This window comes from Vibrio astriarenae (assembly GCF_010587385.1).
Classification (GTDB): Bacteria; Pseudomonadota; Gammaproteobacteria; order Enterobacterales; family Vibrionaceae; genus Vibrio; species Vibrio astriarenae.
The window spans coordinates 1,317,013-1,331,529 of the sequence record NZ_CP047475.1; the positions used below are offsets into that span (position 1 = coordinate 1,317,013).

At 46.2% G+C, this 14,517-nt stretch carries 18 protein-coding genes; 17 read left to right on the forward strand and 1 reads right to left on the reverse strand.

Going from position 1 to position 14,517, the window contains the following annotated elements:
- The first annotated feature begins 38 nt into the window (after positions 1-38).
- The 3 genes from nifK to GT360_RS06320 all read left to right on the forward strand — a co-directional run bounded on the left by nifK (position 39) and on the right by GT360_RS06320 (position 2,574).
- On the forward strand, positions 39-1,610 hold the full coding sequence (gene nifK, locus GT360_RS06310; protein ID WP_164648054.1) for a nitrogenase molybdenum-iron protein subunit beta: 1,572 nt from the start codon (positions 39-41) through the stop codon (positions 1,608-1,610).
- A gap of 81 nt (positions 1,611-1,691) precedes the next feature.
- Positions 1,692-1,913: a putative nitrogen fixation protein NifT gene (gene nifT, locus GT360_RS06315; RefSeq protein ID WP_164648055.1), complete on the forward strand. Its 222-nt coding sequence runs from the start codon at positions 1,692-1,694 to the stop codon at positions 1,911-1,913.
- A 13-nt stretch (positions 1,914-1,926) separates the two neighbouring features.
- A complete protein-coding gene (locus tag GT360_RS06320) occupies positions 1,927-2,574 on the forward strand; it encodes a NifB/NifX family molybdenum-iron cluster-binding protein (protein WP_164648056.1) in 648 nt (215 codons plus the stop codon).
- Between the two features lie 73 nt (positions 2,575-2,647).
- Here the strand turns inward: GT360_RS06320 and GT360_RS06325 are convergent, their stop codons facing one another.
- On the reverse strand, positions 2,648-3,022 hold the full coding sequence (locus GT360_RS06325; RefSeq protein ID WP_164648057.1) for a hypothetical protein: 375 nt from the start codon (positions 3,020-3,022) through the stop codon (positions 2,648-2,650).
- 37 nt (positions 3,023-3,059) lie between these two features.
- On the opposite strand from GT360_RS06325, the gene GT360_RS21985 reads away from it, so the two are divergent.
- The 14 genes from GT360_RS21985 (at position 3,060) to modC (ending at position 14,444) form a co-directional block, all read left to right on the forward strand.
- On the forward strand, positions 3,060-3,182 hold the full coding sequence (locus GT360_RS21985; protein ID WP_275426973.1) for a hypothetical protein: 123 nt from the start codon (positions 3,060-3,062) through the stop codon (positions 3,180-3,182).
- A gap of 104 nt (positions 3,183-3,286) precedes the next feature.
- On the forward strand, positions 3,287-4,750 hold the full coding sequence (gene nifE, locus GT360_RS06330) for a nitrogenase iron-molybdenum cofactor biosynthesis protein NifE (RefSeq protein WP_164648058.1): 1,464 nt from the start codon (positions 3,287-3,289) through the stop codon (positions 4,748-4,750).
- Positions 4,747-6,099: a nitrogenase iron-molybdenum cofactor biosynthesis protein NifN gene (gene nifN / locus GT360_RS06335; RefSeq protein WP_164648059.1), complete on the forward strand. Its 1,353-nt coding sequence runs from the start codon at positions 4,747-4,749 to the stop codon at positions 6,097-6,099. Before nifE ends, nifN begins: the two co-directional genes overlap by 4 nt.
- The gene (locus tag GT360_RS06340; protein WP_164648060.1) at positions 6,086-6,562 is read left to right on the forward strand and encodes a NifB/NifX family molybdenum-iron cluster-binding protein; all 477 of its coding nucleotides are present in this window, start codon (positions 6,086-6,088) and stop codon (positions 6,560-6,562) included. Before nifN ends, GT360_RS06340 begins: the two co-directional genes overlap by 14 nt.
- Before the next feature lie 9 nt (positions 6,563-6,571).
- A complete protein-coding gene (gene fdxB, locus GT360_RS06345) occupies positions 6,572-6,841 on the forward strand; it encodes a ferredoxin III, nif-specific (RefSeq protein ID WP_164648061.1) in 270 nt (89 codons plus the stop codon).
- Positions 6,842-7,017: 176 nt separating this feature from the next.
- Complete coding sequence (gene nifU, locus GT360_RS06350) at positions 7,018-7,878, forward strand: Fe-S cluster assembly protein NifU (RefSeq protein WP_164648062.1); 861 nt, start codon at positions 7,018-7,020, stop codon at positions 7,876-7,878.
- On the forward strand, positions 7,871-9,091 hold the full coding sequence (gene nifS, locus GT360_RS06355; RefSeq protein ID WP_164648063.1) for a cysteine desulfurase NifS: 1,221 nt from the start codon (positions 7,871-7,873) through the stop codon (positions 9,089-9,091). The genes nifU and nifS overlap by 8 nt, the downstream gene beginning before the upstream one ends.
- Positions 9,092-9,105: 14 nt before the next feature.
- Positions 9,106-10,221 carry a homocitrate synthase gene (gene nifV, locus GT360_RS06360; RefSeq protein ID WP_164648064.1) on the forward strand — a complete coding sequence of 372 codons (1,116 nt, stop codon included), beginning with the start codon at positions 9,106-9,108 and terminating at the stop codon, positions 10,219-10,221.
- A gap of 13 nt (positions 10,222-10,234) precedes the next feature.
- Entirely contained in the window at positions 10,235-10,501 is a 267-nt protein-coding gene (locus GT360_RS06365) for a nitrogenase-stabilizing/protective protein NifW (RefSeq protein ID WP_164648065.1), read from the forward strand.
- A gap of 22 nt (positions 10,502-10,523) precedes the next feature.
- Positions 10,524-11,060 (forward strand): nitrogen fixation protein NifZ, encoded by a 537-nt coding sequence (locus GT360_RS06370; RefSeq protein ID WP_164648066.1) that lies wholly within the window; start codon positions 10,524-10,526, stop codon positions 11,058-11,060.
- Positions 11,061-11,073: 13 nt separating this feature from the next.
- Entirely contained in the window at positions 11,074-11,904 is an 831-nt protein-coding gene (locus GT360_RS06375; RefSeq protein WP_164648067.1) for a peptidylprolyl isomerase, read from the forward strand.
- Positions 11,905-11,914: 10 nt separating this feature from the next.
- Positions 11,915-12,694 (forward strand): molybdate ABC transporter substrate-binding protein, encoded by a 780-nt coding sequence (gene modA, locus GT360_RS06380; RefSeq protein WP_164648068.1) that lies wholly within the window; start codon positions 11,915-11,917, stop codon positions 12,692-12,694.
- A gap of 14 nt (positions 12,695-12,708) precedes the next feature.
- Positions 12,709-13,386 (forward strand): molybdate ABC transporter permease subunit, encoded by a 678-nt coding sequence (gene modB, locus GT360_RS06385; RefSeq protein WP_164648069.1) that lies wholly within the window; start codon positions 12,709-12,711, stop codon positions 13,384-13,386.
- Positions 13,383-14,444, forward strand: a complete 1,062-nt coding sequence (gene modC / locus GT360_RS06390; RefSeq protein WP_164648070.1) for a molybdenum ABC transporter ATP-binding protein — start codon at positions 13,383-13,385, stop codon at positions 14,442-14,444. The genes modB and modC overlap by 4 nt, the downstream gene beginning before the upstream one ends.
- Positions 14,445-14,517: the final 73 nt, after the last annotated feature.

Here is a 14,517-nt window from a genome sequence, read left to right on the forward strand (position 1 = left end):
CACCGTTCACGGATGAGTGACGTGGTAGGAGATGAGCTATGACTCAAAAAGTTGATGATATCAAACCAGGTTTCCCGTTATTTAATGACGAGGATTACCAAAGCATGCTAGCTGAGAAGCGCTCTAATTTTGAGGAGCTTGCTAGCCCGGAAAAAGTAAAGGAAGTGTTCGACTGGACAACTTCTGAAGAGTACGCAAAGTTAAACTTTGAACGCAAACACATCACCATCGACCCAGCAAAAGCGTGTCAGCCATTAGGCAGTGTGTTGTGTGGTTTGGGTTTCGAAAATACTTTGCCTTATGTCCATGGTTCTCAGGGGTGCGTTGCCTATTTTAGAACCTATTTCAATCGCCATTTCAAAGAGCCTGTAGCCTGTGTGTCTGACTCCATGACAGAGGATGCAGCGGTTTTCGGTGGTCAAGACAATATCTTCTATGGTCTGCAAAATGCGTATGCACTGTATAAACCAGAGGTGATTGCCGTTTCTACCACCTGTATGGCAGAAGTCATCGGTGATGATTTGAATGCATTTATCGGTAACGCAAAGGATAAAGGTTTTATTCCAGCGGATGTGCCAACCCCATTTGCCCACACACCGAGTTTTGTGGGCAGTCACCTAAATGGTTGGGACGCGATGTTCGAAGGCATGCTTCGCTACTTTACGTTGGCTGACAAAGGCGAATACAAAGTCGCGAGCGAGAATAAACTGAATATTGTTCCGGGTTTTGAAACGTATTTGGGTAACTATCGAGTTATCAAGCGCATGCTCGATCAAATGGGCGTAGATTACTCTGTATTGTGTGACCCTTCAGAAGTGCTAGATACACCAGCAGACGGGGAATATCGCATGTACGCTGGTGGTACTCCAATCAGTGAGGTTAAGTCAGCGCCTAATGCGAAGGCCACACTGTTCTTGCAACCAGAGCACTCAGTGAAGAGTCGTAAATTCATCAACACTACATGGGAGCAGGAAACCCCTGATACCAAGATCCCAATGGGTCTCGATTGGACTGACGAATTTGTCATGAAGGTGTCTGAGCTAACCGGTCAGCCGATCCCCGATGAGATTGCCAAAGAGCGCGGTCGTCTGGTGGATATGATGACAGATTCTCATACTTGGCTGCATGGCGTTTCAATCTCACTTTACGGTGATCCAGACTACTTGCTAGGCATGGTGAAGTTCCTGACGGAGCTGGGCTGTGATATCAAACACGTGCTTTGTCACAATGCGAACAAACGCTGGCGTAAGAAGATGGAAGCGCTATGTGCAGAGTCTCCTTATTCTGCCAATGCACAAGTGTTTGTTGGTAAGGACTTATGGCATTTCCGTTCACTGATGTTTACTGAGAAACCCGATCTCATGATTGGTAACTCTTACGGCAAGTTTATTGAACGCGACACACTCGCCAAAGGTGCAGAGTTTGAGGTGCCGTTAGTTCGAATCGGCTTCCCAATCTTTGACCGTCACCATTTACACAGAGAGACCACTCTTGGCTATGAAGGTGGCATGTATATCTTGAAAACACTCGTGAATGAAATCCTCACGAAGTTGGATAGAGACACCAATAAACTTGGTTTGACTGACTACGGCTTCGACCTCGTCCGCTAGTAGTAAGTCAGTCTTGGCTTTCTTCAAAGATGCATAGCTTGGAGAAAGCCTTTTTTATGTTTGACATGGAAGGAGTCGATAATGGCAAATGTCATGATTCAATATACCGAGCAAGGTGAACTGTCCCTCTACCTTGCCAAAAAGGATTTAGAAGAAGTCATCACTCAAATCGAGTTTGATGAAGAGGAAAAGTGGGGAGGGGAACTGACCTTGGCCAACGGCGCGATCTATTACGTTGAGCCGTATGGAGTGAAGCCCAAGCTCCCAATAAGTGTGCGCGCCAAGCGCTTACAAGCTGCATAGGAGAGGTAGGGTTATGGCATCAATATCCGAAGCGCTGTCTCAATCGGTAGCACAAAAGCTCGCCCATGCGATGCTTGCGCTTAACTATCATCAGCCAACAAAGCTCATTGAGCTGCTTAATGCCAACCTAAGCGGTAAGGTGTCTGAGGAAGCCTTGAATACCATTACGCCAAAACGCTGGCGAGCTATGGCGAGTAAACTGGAAGGCAATTTCACACGCAATCAGCTTGATTCCGCCTATACAGAGTTGACTCGAGTGGGAGACCGAGAAGCGCCCCCTTCGCCGCAACAAGATAACTTGGAAGGACAGCCTATTTATGTCGGTATCACCTCCAATAATGGCGAAGAAATTGACGGTCACTTTGGCTCATGTTTACGAATCTTGATCTATAAAGTGACGGATCTTGGCTTTGTACTAAAGGAGGTTCGAGAAGTAGACAGTGATGCAAAAGGTGAAGAGCGAGCGCAATATTTGGTCTCATTAATTGATGACTGTCATATCCTCTTTACCCTCTCCATTGGTGGCCCAGCGGCTGCAAAAGTCACCAGAGCAAAAGTACACCCCATTAAAGTGAAGTCACCAGAAAAGGTCAGTGAACGATTAGGTGAGTTGAGTGATAAGTTGAAAGTAGGCTACCCGCGATGGATAAAGTCTGCCTAATTGAATCGCTATCTAAAGTGGCGTGGTTGATAGGGATCTGTCATTGCAGATCCCTATTTCTACAGAGTTATCGTTACTCTACGTCACAGTCAGCACAGCTTTGTAGTGCGATTTCGTGCTCAAATACCGCCTTTTCATTGCCTTGAGCAAGCTGTTCTGCGATTTCGTCCGCGACTTCTTTTTCATCTTCTGCTTCGATGTCGTTAGCAAGCTCTTCCTCAGAGTAGCCATAGAAGTTAAGCAGCAAATAGTCACGAGCTTCTTCTTTTGAACACGCCACGTTGACAGAAATGTCAGGTTCAATTTCACCTTTAGCAACGATAGCCTCTACTTGCGCCAATACGTCGTCTTTCATCGCCTCAGTCAGCCAACCCAGGTCGGTGCTGACTTTGGTTTTTTTGCAGTTAAAGCAAGGCAGTTGTTGGAAGTAGTATTGGAAGTTTGTCATAGGAAAATGTCTTCAATTAATGTGGTTTAACGAGATTATGAATGTTTTTCAGCAAATTGCTATCTCTACAGAGTCTGTCGATAGAGTAAGAGCGGCAGAAGTCGCCCGCAATCCTCTGATTGTTGGCGAGAAAGTTTGTCCACTTTATGACAATGGCTGATGTTTTGTATTTATCGTCGAATTTAAGGTTCTGATTTTTTTAGGTTTATCTTGGGTATGTTTGTTGCAGGCCATATCAAAAAACCATCCAATATGGACGATGTTATGGATAGAAAACAAATTTCAGAGCTACAAAATGAACCCGCTTGCGAGCACAACCAAAGTGAGAAAAGTGGTTGTGCTCGGCCTACGCCAGGGGCAACCGCTGGTGGATGCTGTTTTGATGGGGCGCAAATTAGTCTATTGCCAATTGCGGATGTTGGACACATTGTACATGGCCCGATCGCGTGTGCAGGAAACAGTTGGGATAATCGCGGTACACGCTCAAGCGCTTCAGATCTATTTCGATATGGCTTTACCACCGACTTGAATGAACAAGATGTGATTATGGGTAGGGCTGAAAAACGCCTCCTACATGCTATTAAAGAGTTGATTGACCGCCATAGCCCTCCAGCCGTGTTTGTTTACGTCACGTGTGTGCCAGCCCTTGAAGGTAACGATGTTGAGGCGATTTGTTCATTAGCTGAGAAGAAGTGGGGTATCCCTTGTATCACAGTCGATGCTGCGGGTTTTTACGGTAGCAAGAACTTTGGTAACCGTATTGCAGGGGAAGTGATGGTGGACAGGGTGATCGGTAGCGCAGAGCCACCACAAAAGCCGTTGATGGCTCATGACTCGAGTCGCCGAGTACACGATATCGTGTTGATCGGCGAATACAATATCGCGGGTGAATTCTGGCATGTTTCACCACTTTTCGAAGAGTTAGGTTTACGAGTACTGTGTTGTATGGCGGGGGATACTCAGTTTCATCAAATACAAACTATGCATAGAGCGGATGCTGCCATGGTGGTGTGCTCGCGCGCGCAAATCAACGTGGCGAGAAAGCTCGAAGAGCGGTGGCAGATACCGTGGTTTGAGGGCAGTTTTTATGGCATTGAAGATACCTCTCATGCCCTGCGTCAGTTTGCTTTACTGCTGGATGATCCGAAACTCACACAGCATGTCGAAGAGGTGATTCGTCGAGAGGAAAGACGCACTCGTGAGCGCTTACAGTCATACAAAGCGCGCTTAAGTGGTAAGCGTGCGCTGCTATACACCGGAGGGGTGAAGTCTTGGTCGGTGGTGTCAGCTCTCCAAGAGTTGGGTATAAAAGTCATCGCAACCGGGACCAAAAAATCAACTGCGGCCGATAAAGCACGGATTGAGCAAATCATGGGGGACGAAGTGCGGATGCTCGATGATGGTGGCGCAAAGCGCTTACTCAATACATGCTACCAGTATGATGCTGACGTCATGATTGCGGGTGGCCGTAATATGTATACGGCAATAAAAGCCAAGATTCCTTTTTTGGATATTAACCAAGAACGAGAACACGCCTATGCGGGGTATGAGGGCATGGTGACGTTGGCTGAGGAGTTGGTGCGCACTCTTGAAAGCCCGGTTTGGCAGCACGCTAAATCTCAACCGCCTTGGAGCACAAAAGCTGAGGTAGAAGTACTACCAACAAGTGCTAAAGAAAGCGGAGAGGTAATTCTGGGAGCTGCTGGATTAGGGGAGGAGGTGTTATGAGTATTGTTCACACTCAAAAAAGTGCGCTTACGTCTAAGCCATTAAAAACCAGCCAAGCGACGGGGGCGGCGTTGGCAACAATGGGGTTTGCTGGTGCAATGCCTCTGATTCATGGCTCTCAAGGGTGCAGTGCGTTCAGCAAAGTTTTCTTAATTTCCCACTTTCGTGAGCCTTTTCCGATTCAAAACACCGCTGTTGATCAAGTCGCTGCAGTGATGGGAACGGAAGACAACTTGGAAACTGCGCTAAAGAACCTGTGTAAGGACGCAAAGGTGCAATGTATTTCTGTTTTAACGACAGGTTTGGTGGAGATGCAAGGCTGTGACATCTGGCGCATCATTGCCAATTTTAAGAGTCATCATCCTCAGTGGGCACATATCGACATTGTTCCCGTTTCGACACCAGACTTTAAAGGCACGATGGAAACTGGTTTTGCGAAATTGGTTGAATCCGTGGTGAAACAGTGTGTTGATCCGTCACCGACTCAAACCACTCATAACCAGATCAATGTTATCTGCTCTGCATCAACGACAACGGCAGATATTGAGTTGCTAGAAAGATATTTAGCGGCCTTTGATTTAGAGCCGATTTTCTTGCCTAACATCGCAGACTCATTGGATGGACATTTGGATAGTGATGATCACTCCACCACTTCAACTGGGGGGACATCGATCTCGGCGGTGAAACGAGTGTCGTCGAGCGGTCTAACATTGGTACTAGGAGAGTCGGGGCGCTCATTGGCGAAATGGTTAGAAATACGATTTTCAACGCCTTACCTATGCGTTAATCAAGGTATAAGGGGAACCGACCAGTTGTTGAGCGAGCTCTCACACTATACCGGTCTGCCAGTGCCCAAGTGGATTGAGAGAGGCCGTAAACGTCTTCAAGACGCGATGCTCGATACACATTTCGTGCTGTCTAACTCACCTATCGCTATCGCCAGCGAGCCGGATCTGGCTTATGGGCTGTACACTATTTTTAAGGAAGTGGGGGTGAGCTTCAAATCCATTATAACCAGCTATCCTGCTAAGTGGTGTGACACTATTGTAGAGCCCGTTACCATCGGTGATTTGTCTTATCTGGAGCCAGTTATGAATGAAGTGAAGATCATCTTTGGTAATTCACACATTCAACCATTTACCGAAGGCAAAGTGCCTCTAGTCAAAGTGGGCTACCCTTGTCATGACCAGTTTGGAAACACTGATCTGTTGCAATTTGGCTATGAAGGGGCGAGAGCGCAGATATTCAGAGTGGCGAACCTCTTACTCGATAATCAACAACAAGAAGTGGCTCCCCACATCAGTCAATACAAGTTCGAACCAAGTGAGGTTGTGTATGTGGGAGCGTAAATTACATATCGCCAATACTGATGACCATTTTAAACCGATTGTACTAGTTGCATTTGCAACCAAGGATAGACACTGCGTCGATCAGCACTTTGGACAAGCGCGTACCTTTTTAGTCTATGGCGTGAGCAAAGAAGAATATCGGCTGATGGATGCGATTGACTTCACCGATCACGGAATGACCAAGCAGAAGCTTACCGACAAAACACAAGCGCTTTCTCATTGTCACGCGGTATTTTGCAATGCGTGTGGGACATCTGCACTCAAGCAACTGCTTAATCTCAAAACCTATCCAGTGAAAGTGGATGTCGGGACGGAGATCAACACCTGTCTTTACAAAATTCAATTTGAAATAAACCACCCAAAAGAGAGTTGGCTGCAACGTGCACTCATTGAAGCAAAACACGGCCAATTTGATCGAGAGGCGTATTTGGACGCGCTACTTGAGGAACCATGGGATTACTAGGAGCAACATATGGAAATGACACTAGGAGTAACCAAAGGCGGTCAGCCTTGGGAACAGAAATTCATATCTGGGTTAGATGAAGCTAAGTGCATCGGATGCGGACGTTGTTATAACGTGTGCTCAAGAGATGTGTTTGATCTAACCGAGTCAGAAATCGAAGACGATTATGGTGATGATCAACTTATCATGGTGATGACCATTAAAGATGATAGCGACTGTATTGGCTGTCAGTCGTGTGACAAAGTGTGTAGTAAAAACTGCCATACCTTTGAGGCATAACTGTGTGATAAAGCTGACAATTTCAATTGTCAGCTTTACAACAAGCCTTCTTGATTGACCTTCCTAATATCAACTAAGTATAAGTTAAACAATGACTTAACTATTATTTGTTTTTGGATTGTTCCTTGCAATTACCCTAGTAATAGCTTAGAAAACAAAAATTGTGAGGAGTGGTTATGTGGGATTATTCAGAAAAAGTGAAGGAACACTTCTTCAGTCCAAACAACGCCAAAGTAGTGAAAGACGCGAATGCGACGGGTGAAGTTGGTTCATTGAGTTGCGGTGATGCGTTGAGCTTAACCCTAAAAGTGAATCCAGAAACAGAAATTATCGAAGATGCAGGCTTTCAGACATTCGGCTGTGGAAGCGCTATTGCCAGCTCCTCGGCTCTTACGACCTTGATTATAGGTCAATCTCTCGATCAAGCGAGTCAACTGACCAACCAAGATATCGCTGACTACCTTGATGGCCTGCCACCAGAAAAAATGCACTGCTCTGTAATGGGAATGGAGGCATTAGAAGCCGCTATTGCTGATTACCGAGGAGAGATAGTCGATGAACACGAAGAAGAGGGTGAGCTGATCTGTAAGTGCTTTGCGATTGATGACGTGTTGATCAAGAAGGTAGTAAGAGAGAACAAGTTAACCACCCTCGATGATGTTATCAACTACACCAAGGCGGGCGGCGGGTGTTCCGCGTGTCATGAAAAAATAGAGTTAGTGCTAGAGGCGTGTTTAGAAGAGTACGCGACAGAGGATCTCGAAGCGACCGAGCATAAAACCAGCGAACTTGAACTGGTAGAGCAAGTGATTGCTGAAGTAAGACCCTCAATTGAAGCTGATGGCGGTCAAGTGGACATCGTCGAGCTAGACAATGACTTACTGTTTATTTCACTGGAAGGTGCCTGCTCTGGATGCGGGATGGCCGGTATGACAGCGATGAACATCGAAAATAAGGTCTCTAAGAAGCTGGGGCGATCCATCACCGTCTTTCCAGTGAGTAATGAAAAACGTCTGGAGGGTACACATCATGGATAAACCACAAGCTCCGGTGTGTTATTTGGATAACAACGCCACCACTAAAATAGATCCAAGCGTACTTGAGACAATGATGCCTTATCTCAGTGAGTTTTATGGTAATCCATCGTCCATCCATCAGATTGGCTCTCAAGTGGGTAAAGCGGTCGCAGGTGCTCGCAAACAAGTTGCTCACTTGCTTGGCGCGGAGTTTGACAGTGAAATTGTGTTCACTGCTTCAGCAACAGAAGCTTCTGCGACTGCCATTTTGTCGGCTCTTGAAGCTTACCCGGAAAGAAAAGAGATCATTACGACAGTGGTTGAACACCCTGCTACCTTGTCTCTATGTGAGTATTTAGAACGAAAAGGCTATTTGATTCATTGGATTGAAGTGGACGGCCAGGGTCGCCTGAATATGTCTCAGCTTACTGCAGCGTTAAGCGACAACGTCGCGATTGTTTCCCTTATGTGGGCGAACAACGAAACGGGTACCTTGTTCCCCGTTGAGCGCGTCGCACGGCTAGCAAAACAGTTTAAAATTCAGGTGCATGTGGACGCGGTGCAAGTCACTGGCAAGATGAAATATACGGTGAAAGACACACACATTGATATGTTGTCGGTGTCTGCTCATAAGTTTCATGGTCCAAAAGGGGTCGGCGCACTGTATTTGAGAAGAGGGACACGATTCAGACCGCTTTTACGAGGTGGTCATCAAGAACGTGGCCGAAGAGCAGGCACTGAGAACGCCGCCTCTATTATAGGGATGGGGCAAGCGGCAGAAATCGCGATGGCATCCATAGCAGAGAACTCCGTATCGATTGAAGCAATGAGAGATAGATTGGAGCTTGGCTTACTCGACACCATTCCACACTGCTTTGTGACTGGGGATATTGATAACCGTGTGCCTAATACGACCAATATTGCGTTTGAATATATTGAAGGCGAAGCACTGCTACTACTGCTAAATCAGGTGGGTATCGCTACATCCTCGGGTTCTGCTTGTACCTCCGGTTCCCTTGAAGCGTCCCATGTGATGAAAGCGATGAACATTCCATTATCAGCGGCGCATGGGACGCTTAGGTTTTCACTTTCAAAATTCAATACTGATGCGGATATTGACCATGTACTTGAGCAACTGCCAGGTATCGTGTCACGGCTTCGAGAACTCTCGCCTTATTGGGACAGTGACACCAATAGTGAAAAAGCGGACTCATTTGCACCTGTGTATGGCTGATTTAGGGGCTGAGTATGGCAAAGAGAATCACAATCAATGACACGACCCTGCGTGATGGAGAACAAAGCCCAGGTGTTGCCTTTACGAGCGAAGAGAAAGTTCAGCTAGCGAAAGCGCTCTATGCCGCTGGGGTGAACATGCTTGAAGTTGGGATTCCAGCAATGGGGGCGGGGGAAGTTTCAACCATTGCACAGATTAGAAAAGCGATCCCTGAAGCCGAGTTGATGGTTTGGTCCCGCATGAAACGCGAAGATGTCGTTCAGTGTATCAGCACCCAAGTGGACTGGATTAATATTTCGGTGCCCGCATCGAAGCAGCATCGTCGCTATAAACTCAACATTGATATCGACGCAATGCTTCAATCGATGGTGACACTGATTAATTTGGCATGCAGCCATGGATATCAGGTGAGTATTGGACTGGAAGATGCATCGCGCGCGCCAATTTCTGTATTAACACGTATCGCGGAAGAGGCCGAAAAAGCAGGCGCTAAACGGCTTCGTTATGCCGATACACTCGGTGTATTAGACCCTTTTACCACCTACGAGCAGGTCTCACGATTAGTGACCGCGACGAATCTAGAGATTGAAGCACATCCTCACAATGATCTCGGACTGGCTACAGCGAATGCAATAGCAGCAATACGAGCTGGTGCGACAGCCATCAATACTACTCTGATGGGGCTGGGAGAGCGTGCAGGCAATGCGCCATTAGAAGAAGTCGCTGTCGCACTAAAAGTACTCAATAGCGGTGTTACGGGAATCGACTTGTCGCGAATTCCTTCGCTATGTCAGTTGGCTAGGGCGTGTTCAGGGCAAAGTTATGCTCCTCATAAATCAATTATCGGTGACAAGGTGTTTACTCATGAGTCTGGCATTCATGTTGATGGGCTATTGAAGCATCCAAACAACTATCAGTCTTTCGACCCGAAGTTGGTAGGCCGAGAGCATAGAATGGTATTGGGTAAACACTCCGGTAGTCATGCGGTAAGAGCACTCCTTGGGCAGATGGAGATAGCGATGCCTTCAGATCATTATGTGAGGTTAACCGATGCAATATCTCAGTGGAGTGAAGTCCACAAACGTATCCCGACAAAAGAAGATATCCAAAGATTGGTTAAGCAGTTGTAAGTGAGGGGATGGTATGGAGGATGTAGAACTTATCAGTACGTTAAACAATCTAGAAGAGTGTTTTGAGTTATTTGGTATCGAGTATCGAGCTGATGAAGTTTCGGGGAAACGAGTGGCGATTCTTAGGCAATTTGCCGACAACATTGAGCGGTATCCACAGCCTGAGTTTGTTCACTATCAGAAAGCATTTGTTAAGGCATATTACTCGGTATTGAAAGGGAAACACCTTCCGTTAGCGCCGAGTCGATGTGGTTCTTGTACTGTGTGCAGCACGGATTAGGCGGAAGTAGAGAGGGAAATCTATGTATTTAGAAACACGTTTTGAAATTGGTGATGAAGTGCGTGTTGTGAGAACCATACGCAATGATGGCTCCGTGACTGATGATTCTAGTAAAGGCAATGTGCTCGTTAAGGCAGGTGAAATTGGCTATGTTCGGAGCTTAGGCTTTTTTCTGCAAAACCAGATCATCTTTAGGGTGTATTTCCCAAGTGAAGATAGAGAAATTGGGGTTCGCAACGAAGAGTTACTCACGTCAGACTTACCTTGGCAAGAGAATATTTTTTATCGTAAGCAAAGAGTACCACTAAATTATAGCTTGGCTCACAAAGGCCAAGTCTTCGCACGAAAAAACGAGACGGTTGAGATCCGAGATATAAAAAGAAACTTAGATACTGGCTTACTGCAATATTTGGTGTTAGCCAAAGGGCAGTGGGTGTGGCTGGAGCAAGGAGCGTTGCAAAGACCAGAGCCGTTACCTGAACAGTTGCCTGAACAGCCAACAGACCAGTTGAATGCGTTTGATTCTGAAGAGTCAGAGTTGTGTGTAATGAACGGTTAAGTGGGGTATGTGAATGACAGTAAACAGTTCAGTCGCACTGCATTACCAGTGCTTAAAGCTCTCGCATGAAAAGTTCGCATTAAACATGAATGAGCTGAATGATGCAGAACAAGCCCATATCCAAAAACTTGCTCGGCAGACCGTGACGCTGCAGAACAAGGTTTGCGCTGCACCTGAGGCGAAAATAATCAATGTATCGGACGGGGACGTTGCTGAGGCAGTCAAGCAATTAGTGGATCAATGCGGGGATATCTACCAGTTTCAGCTGACGCTCTCGAAACACAAGTTAGAGGAAAACGACTTGCGTCAGATACTAAAGCAGCAGCTTGTCGTTGAGGCGGTACTGGATCACGTGAGTCAAGATATCCCCGAGTTAGCTCATCAAGATGCTTATGATTACTACCTAAATCACTCAGATAAGTTTTCGCGAGCACGAGCATGGGACGTCAGTCAGATTCTTTTAACAATCAATGATGACTATCCGGAAAACACGGTTAAAGAGGCCAAAAAACGAATTCACCAACTGTATGACACGGTGACGGTAGACACTTTTTCAACCACCGCATTGCGTCATTCTGAATGTCCCAGTGCAATGGAGGGGGGAAGACTTGGTTGGTGTGAGTCTGGAAAGCTGTTTGGGGAACTCGAGTCCGTATTGCAGTGGCTACCCAAGAATATGGTTAGCGCTCCAATACGCAGTGAAATTGGTTTTCACATTCTCGTTTGTCACGCTGAAAAGCCACCGATGGTGGCGAGTTTTGAAGAAGCCTTGCCTTCCATTCGTGAGTTGCATGAGAAAAGGGCAAGGCACTACATGCAACGAGAGTGGATAAAAAAACTCTAGGAGAGAAAACATGGACGTTACTAAAAAGCACTACACATTTATGCTGACTTGGTTGATATCAATTACCGCTTGGCTGATGAGTGCAGCAGCCTTTGCTGAATCAAAAAACCTAACGGTTGCAGTCGCGAATAACTTCTTCATTCCAATGCAAAAACTCGCTCAAACCTATCAAGAAGAGCACGATACTTTGATTGAGATATCTACCGGCAGTAGTGGACAACTCACCAGTCAGATAGAGCATGGCGCACCTTTTGACGTATTTTTCTCTGCCGATCAAGCAAGACCTCAATACCTGCTTGAAAAAGGAAAAGCCACAGCGCCGATTACCTATGCAGAGGGGACTTTGGTTTTGTGGTCAAAAAACAGCGTCTGGGGCCACCCAGAAAGTGATGATCATAAGCCGAATCTTTCAGGCCGTATTGCGATACCGGAGCCAGCCGTTGCTCCTTATGGCCAGGCGGCAAAAGAGTACTTGGAAGCTATTGGCCTTTATGAAGAGAAAAAGAGTGACTACATCTTTGGCAAGGGGCTGAATGCCACTTATCAATTTGCTGCCACCCATAATAGCCAGTTTGCGTTTTTAGCACTGTCCCAGATACTCAATCCAAGTAGCGAGATTGGGGGGACATATTGGGTGGTTCCCAACCATCTGCATCACCAGATTTTGCAAGATGCCGTAATCATCAAAGACACACCGAATTTAGCTCAAGCGAAAGACTTTATCGAGTTTATGTCTAGCCCAAGGGCGCAGAGCATCATGGTTGATTTTGGATATAGAATCCCAGAGTAAAGTGAGAGTCGCCTATGATTGATTGGCAAGTAGTCACACTCACCCTAAAACTGTCACTTTCAGTGACGTTGTCACTATGCTTGGTGTGTATTCCCTTAGCTTGGTGGTTATCACAAACAAAGGCGGCATATAGAGACTGGGTCGCTTCGATTGTCACGTTACCTATGGTGTTGCCAGCAACGGTGTTGGGCTTCTACCTATTAGTGTTCTTTAGTCCAAATGGTATTGTGGGCTCTTGGTTAAACACCTTAGGTCTTGGAACGATACCGTTCAGCTTTACAGGGATTGTGATTGCTTGCGTGATTCATACCCTTCCTTTCGTGGTGATGCCGCTTAGAAATGGCTTTGAGTCTTTGGGCAAAGAGCCGTTCGAGGCAGCTGCGACCTTGGGTTGTTCTCCAGTAAATACCTTTTTGAAGGTGGCTTTACCTCTATCTTGGCCGTTCATTTTCTCCTCTATGATTCTGGGTTTTTGTCACGCGCTTGGGGAGTTTGGCATCGTGCTAATGATTGGTGGCAATATTCCAGGCGAGACGCGAGTCATGTCGGTTGAGATATATAATCTGGTTGAATCAATGGAGTTCCAAAAGGCACATTATCTATCAATCTCTCTGCTCACATTTTCATTTGTTGCCCTAATGAGTGCCCATAAACTAAATCAGTGGGCGGTAAAAAGAGGGGGTTGTGGATGATTAAAATTGAGGTTGATAGCCAATTGGGCAGTTTTCATCTTAATCACACAATTGAATTGCCAAGCAGCGGTGTCACTGTGCTTTTTGGTGAGTCAGGCTGTGGTAAAACGTCTACGTTACGCGCTTTAGCGGGGTTATCAAGGCTTGATAACTGTCTAGTCTCTGTCAATGATGAGGTTTGGCAATCAAAGTCGGGTCTCGATTTTGTCCCCACTCATAAGAGAAGCCTAGGTTATGTATTCCAGCAGGCTGCGCTATTTCAACATTTGAATGTGAAAGCCAATATTATGTTTGGTATGCACAGTAACTCTCTATCGCACGAACAGCAGCTACGCTTTGACCAGTTGGTTAATTTATTGGGTTTAGCGCACTTATTAGAGAGAGGGCTTTCTGGTCTCTCTGGAGGCGAAAAGCAACGTGTCGCCATCGCGCGCTCACTATTGCCAGAACCCAGTGTGCTATTAATGGACGAGCCACTGTCAGCATTGGATGAGCAACGAAAATCTGAAGTGATGCCATTTTTGGAGTCGCTGGCCAAAGAGTGCTTAGTCCCGATTATCTATGTTACTCACAGTGTTTCTGAGGTCATAAAACTCGCAGATCATGTGGTGGTCATGTCCAAAGGAATGGTGGTAAAGCAAGGTAGTGTGGAGGCGTGTTTACCGTATATGACCTTAGGAGGAAGTGAGCCCCGTTCTGTTCTAAAAATGCACGTCACGCAGCATTCAGAGGATGGTGTGACTGAACTGTGTAAAGGTGATATTCGTCTTTGGATGACAGGTGCGCTTCATCATGAAGGTCAAGTGCGCTGCGAGATTCTCGCAAGTGATGTCAGCATAACGAAAACTCGAGTTTTAGATAGTTCAGTGCTCAATATCTTATCGGCAACGATAGAGCGAATTGAGGAAACTAAGGTTAGCGGTGAAATGCTGGTGGAAGTCAGATTGATTGGGGGCGATTGCATTCGCGCCCTCATTACTCGTCGCTCGATAACGCGACTTGGGTTGGCTGAATTAGATAAAGTTTGGGTACAAATAAAAGCTATCGCTATCTTATAACTCAGAGATTACAAAATCGACGATAGCTAAGTCTTCAAGCCCTAAATGGTTGTCGCTGGGTAAGAAACCGTTG

Excerpts from the sequence above, each read along its gene's own strand:
- nifT (WP_164648055.1), top strand. The coding sequence starts at position 1,692 with ATGGCAAATGTCATGATTCAATATACCGAGCAAGGTGAACTGTCCCTC.
- nifS (WP_164648063.1), top strand. The coding sequence starts at position 7,871 with ATGGATAAACCACAAGCTCCGGTGTGTTATTTGGATAACAACGCCACC.
- modA (WP_164648068.1), top strand. The coding sequence starts at position 11,915 with ATGGACGTTACTAAAAAGCACTACACATTTATGCTGACTTGGTTGATA.
- GT360_RS06370 (WP_164648066.1), top strand. The coding sequence starts at position 10,524 with ATGTATTTAGAAACACGTTTTGAAATTGGTGATGAAGTGCGTGTTGTG.
- fdxB (WP_164648061.1), top strand. The coding sequence starts at position 6,572 with ATGGAAATGACACTAGGAGTAACCAAAGGCGGTCAGCCTTGGGAACAG.
- GT360_RS06375 (WP_164648067.1), top strand. The coding sequence starts at position 11,074 with ATGACAGTAAACAGTTCAGTCGCACTGCATTACCAGTGCTTAAAGCTC.
- nifV (WP_164648064.1), top strand. The coding sequence starts at position 9,106 with ATGGCAAAGAGAATCACAATCAATGACACGACCCTGCGTGATGGAGAA.
- nifU (WP_164648062.1), top strand. The coding sequence starts at position 7,018 with ATGTGGGATTATTCAGAAAAAGTGAAGGAACACTTCTTCAGTCCAAAC.
- GT360_RS06340 (WP_164648060.1), top strand. The coding sequence starts at position 6,086 with ATGTGGGAGCGTAAATTACATATCGCCAATACTGATGACCATTTTAAA.
- GT360_RS21985 (WP_275426973.1), top strand. The coding sequence starts at position 3,060 with ATGAATGTTTTTCAGCAAATTGCTATCTCTACAGAGTCTGTCGATAGA.
- modC (WP_164648070.1), top strand. The coding sequence starts at position 13,383 with ATGATTAAAATTGAGGTTGATAGCCAATTGGGCAGTTTTCATCTTAAT.
- nifN (WP_164648059.1), top strand. The coding sequence starts at position 4,747 with ATGAGTATTGTTCACACTCAAAAAAGTGCGCTTACGTCTAAGCCATTA.
- nifE (WP_164648058.1), top strand. The coding sequence starts at position 3,287 with ATGGATAGAAAACAAATTTCAGAGCTACAAAATGAACCCGCTTGCGAG.
- modB (WP_164648069.1), top strand. The coding sequence starts at position 12,709 with ATGATTGATTGGCAAGTAGTCACACTCACCCTAAAACTGTCACTTTCA.
- GT360_RS06320 (WP_164648056.1), top strand. The coding sequence starts at position 1,927 with ATGGCATCAATATCCGAAGCGCTGTCTCAATCGGTAGCACAAAAGCTC.
- nifK (WP_164648054.1), top strand. The coding sequence starts at position 39 with ATGACTCAAAAAGTTGATGATATCAAACCAGGTTTCCCGTTATTTAAT.
- GT360_RS06365 (WP_164648065.1), top strand. The coding sequence starts at position 10,235 with ATGGAGGATGTAGAACTTATCAGTACGTTAAACAATCTAGAAGAGTGT.
- GT360_RS06325 (WP_164648057.1), bottom strand. The coding sequence starts at position 3,022 with ATGACAAACTTCCAATACTACTTCCAACAACTGCCTTGCTTTAACTGC.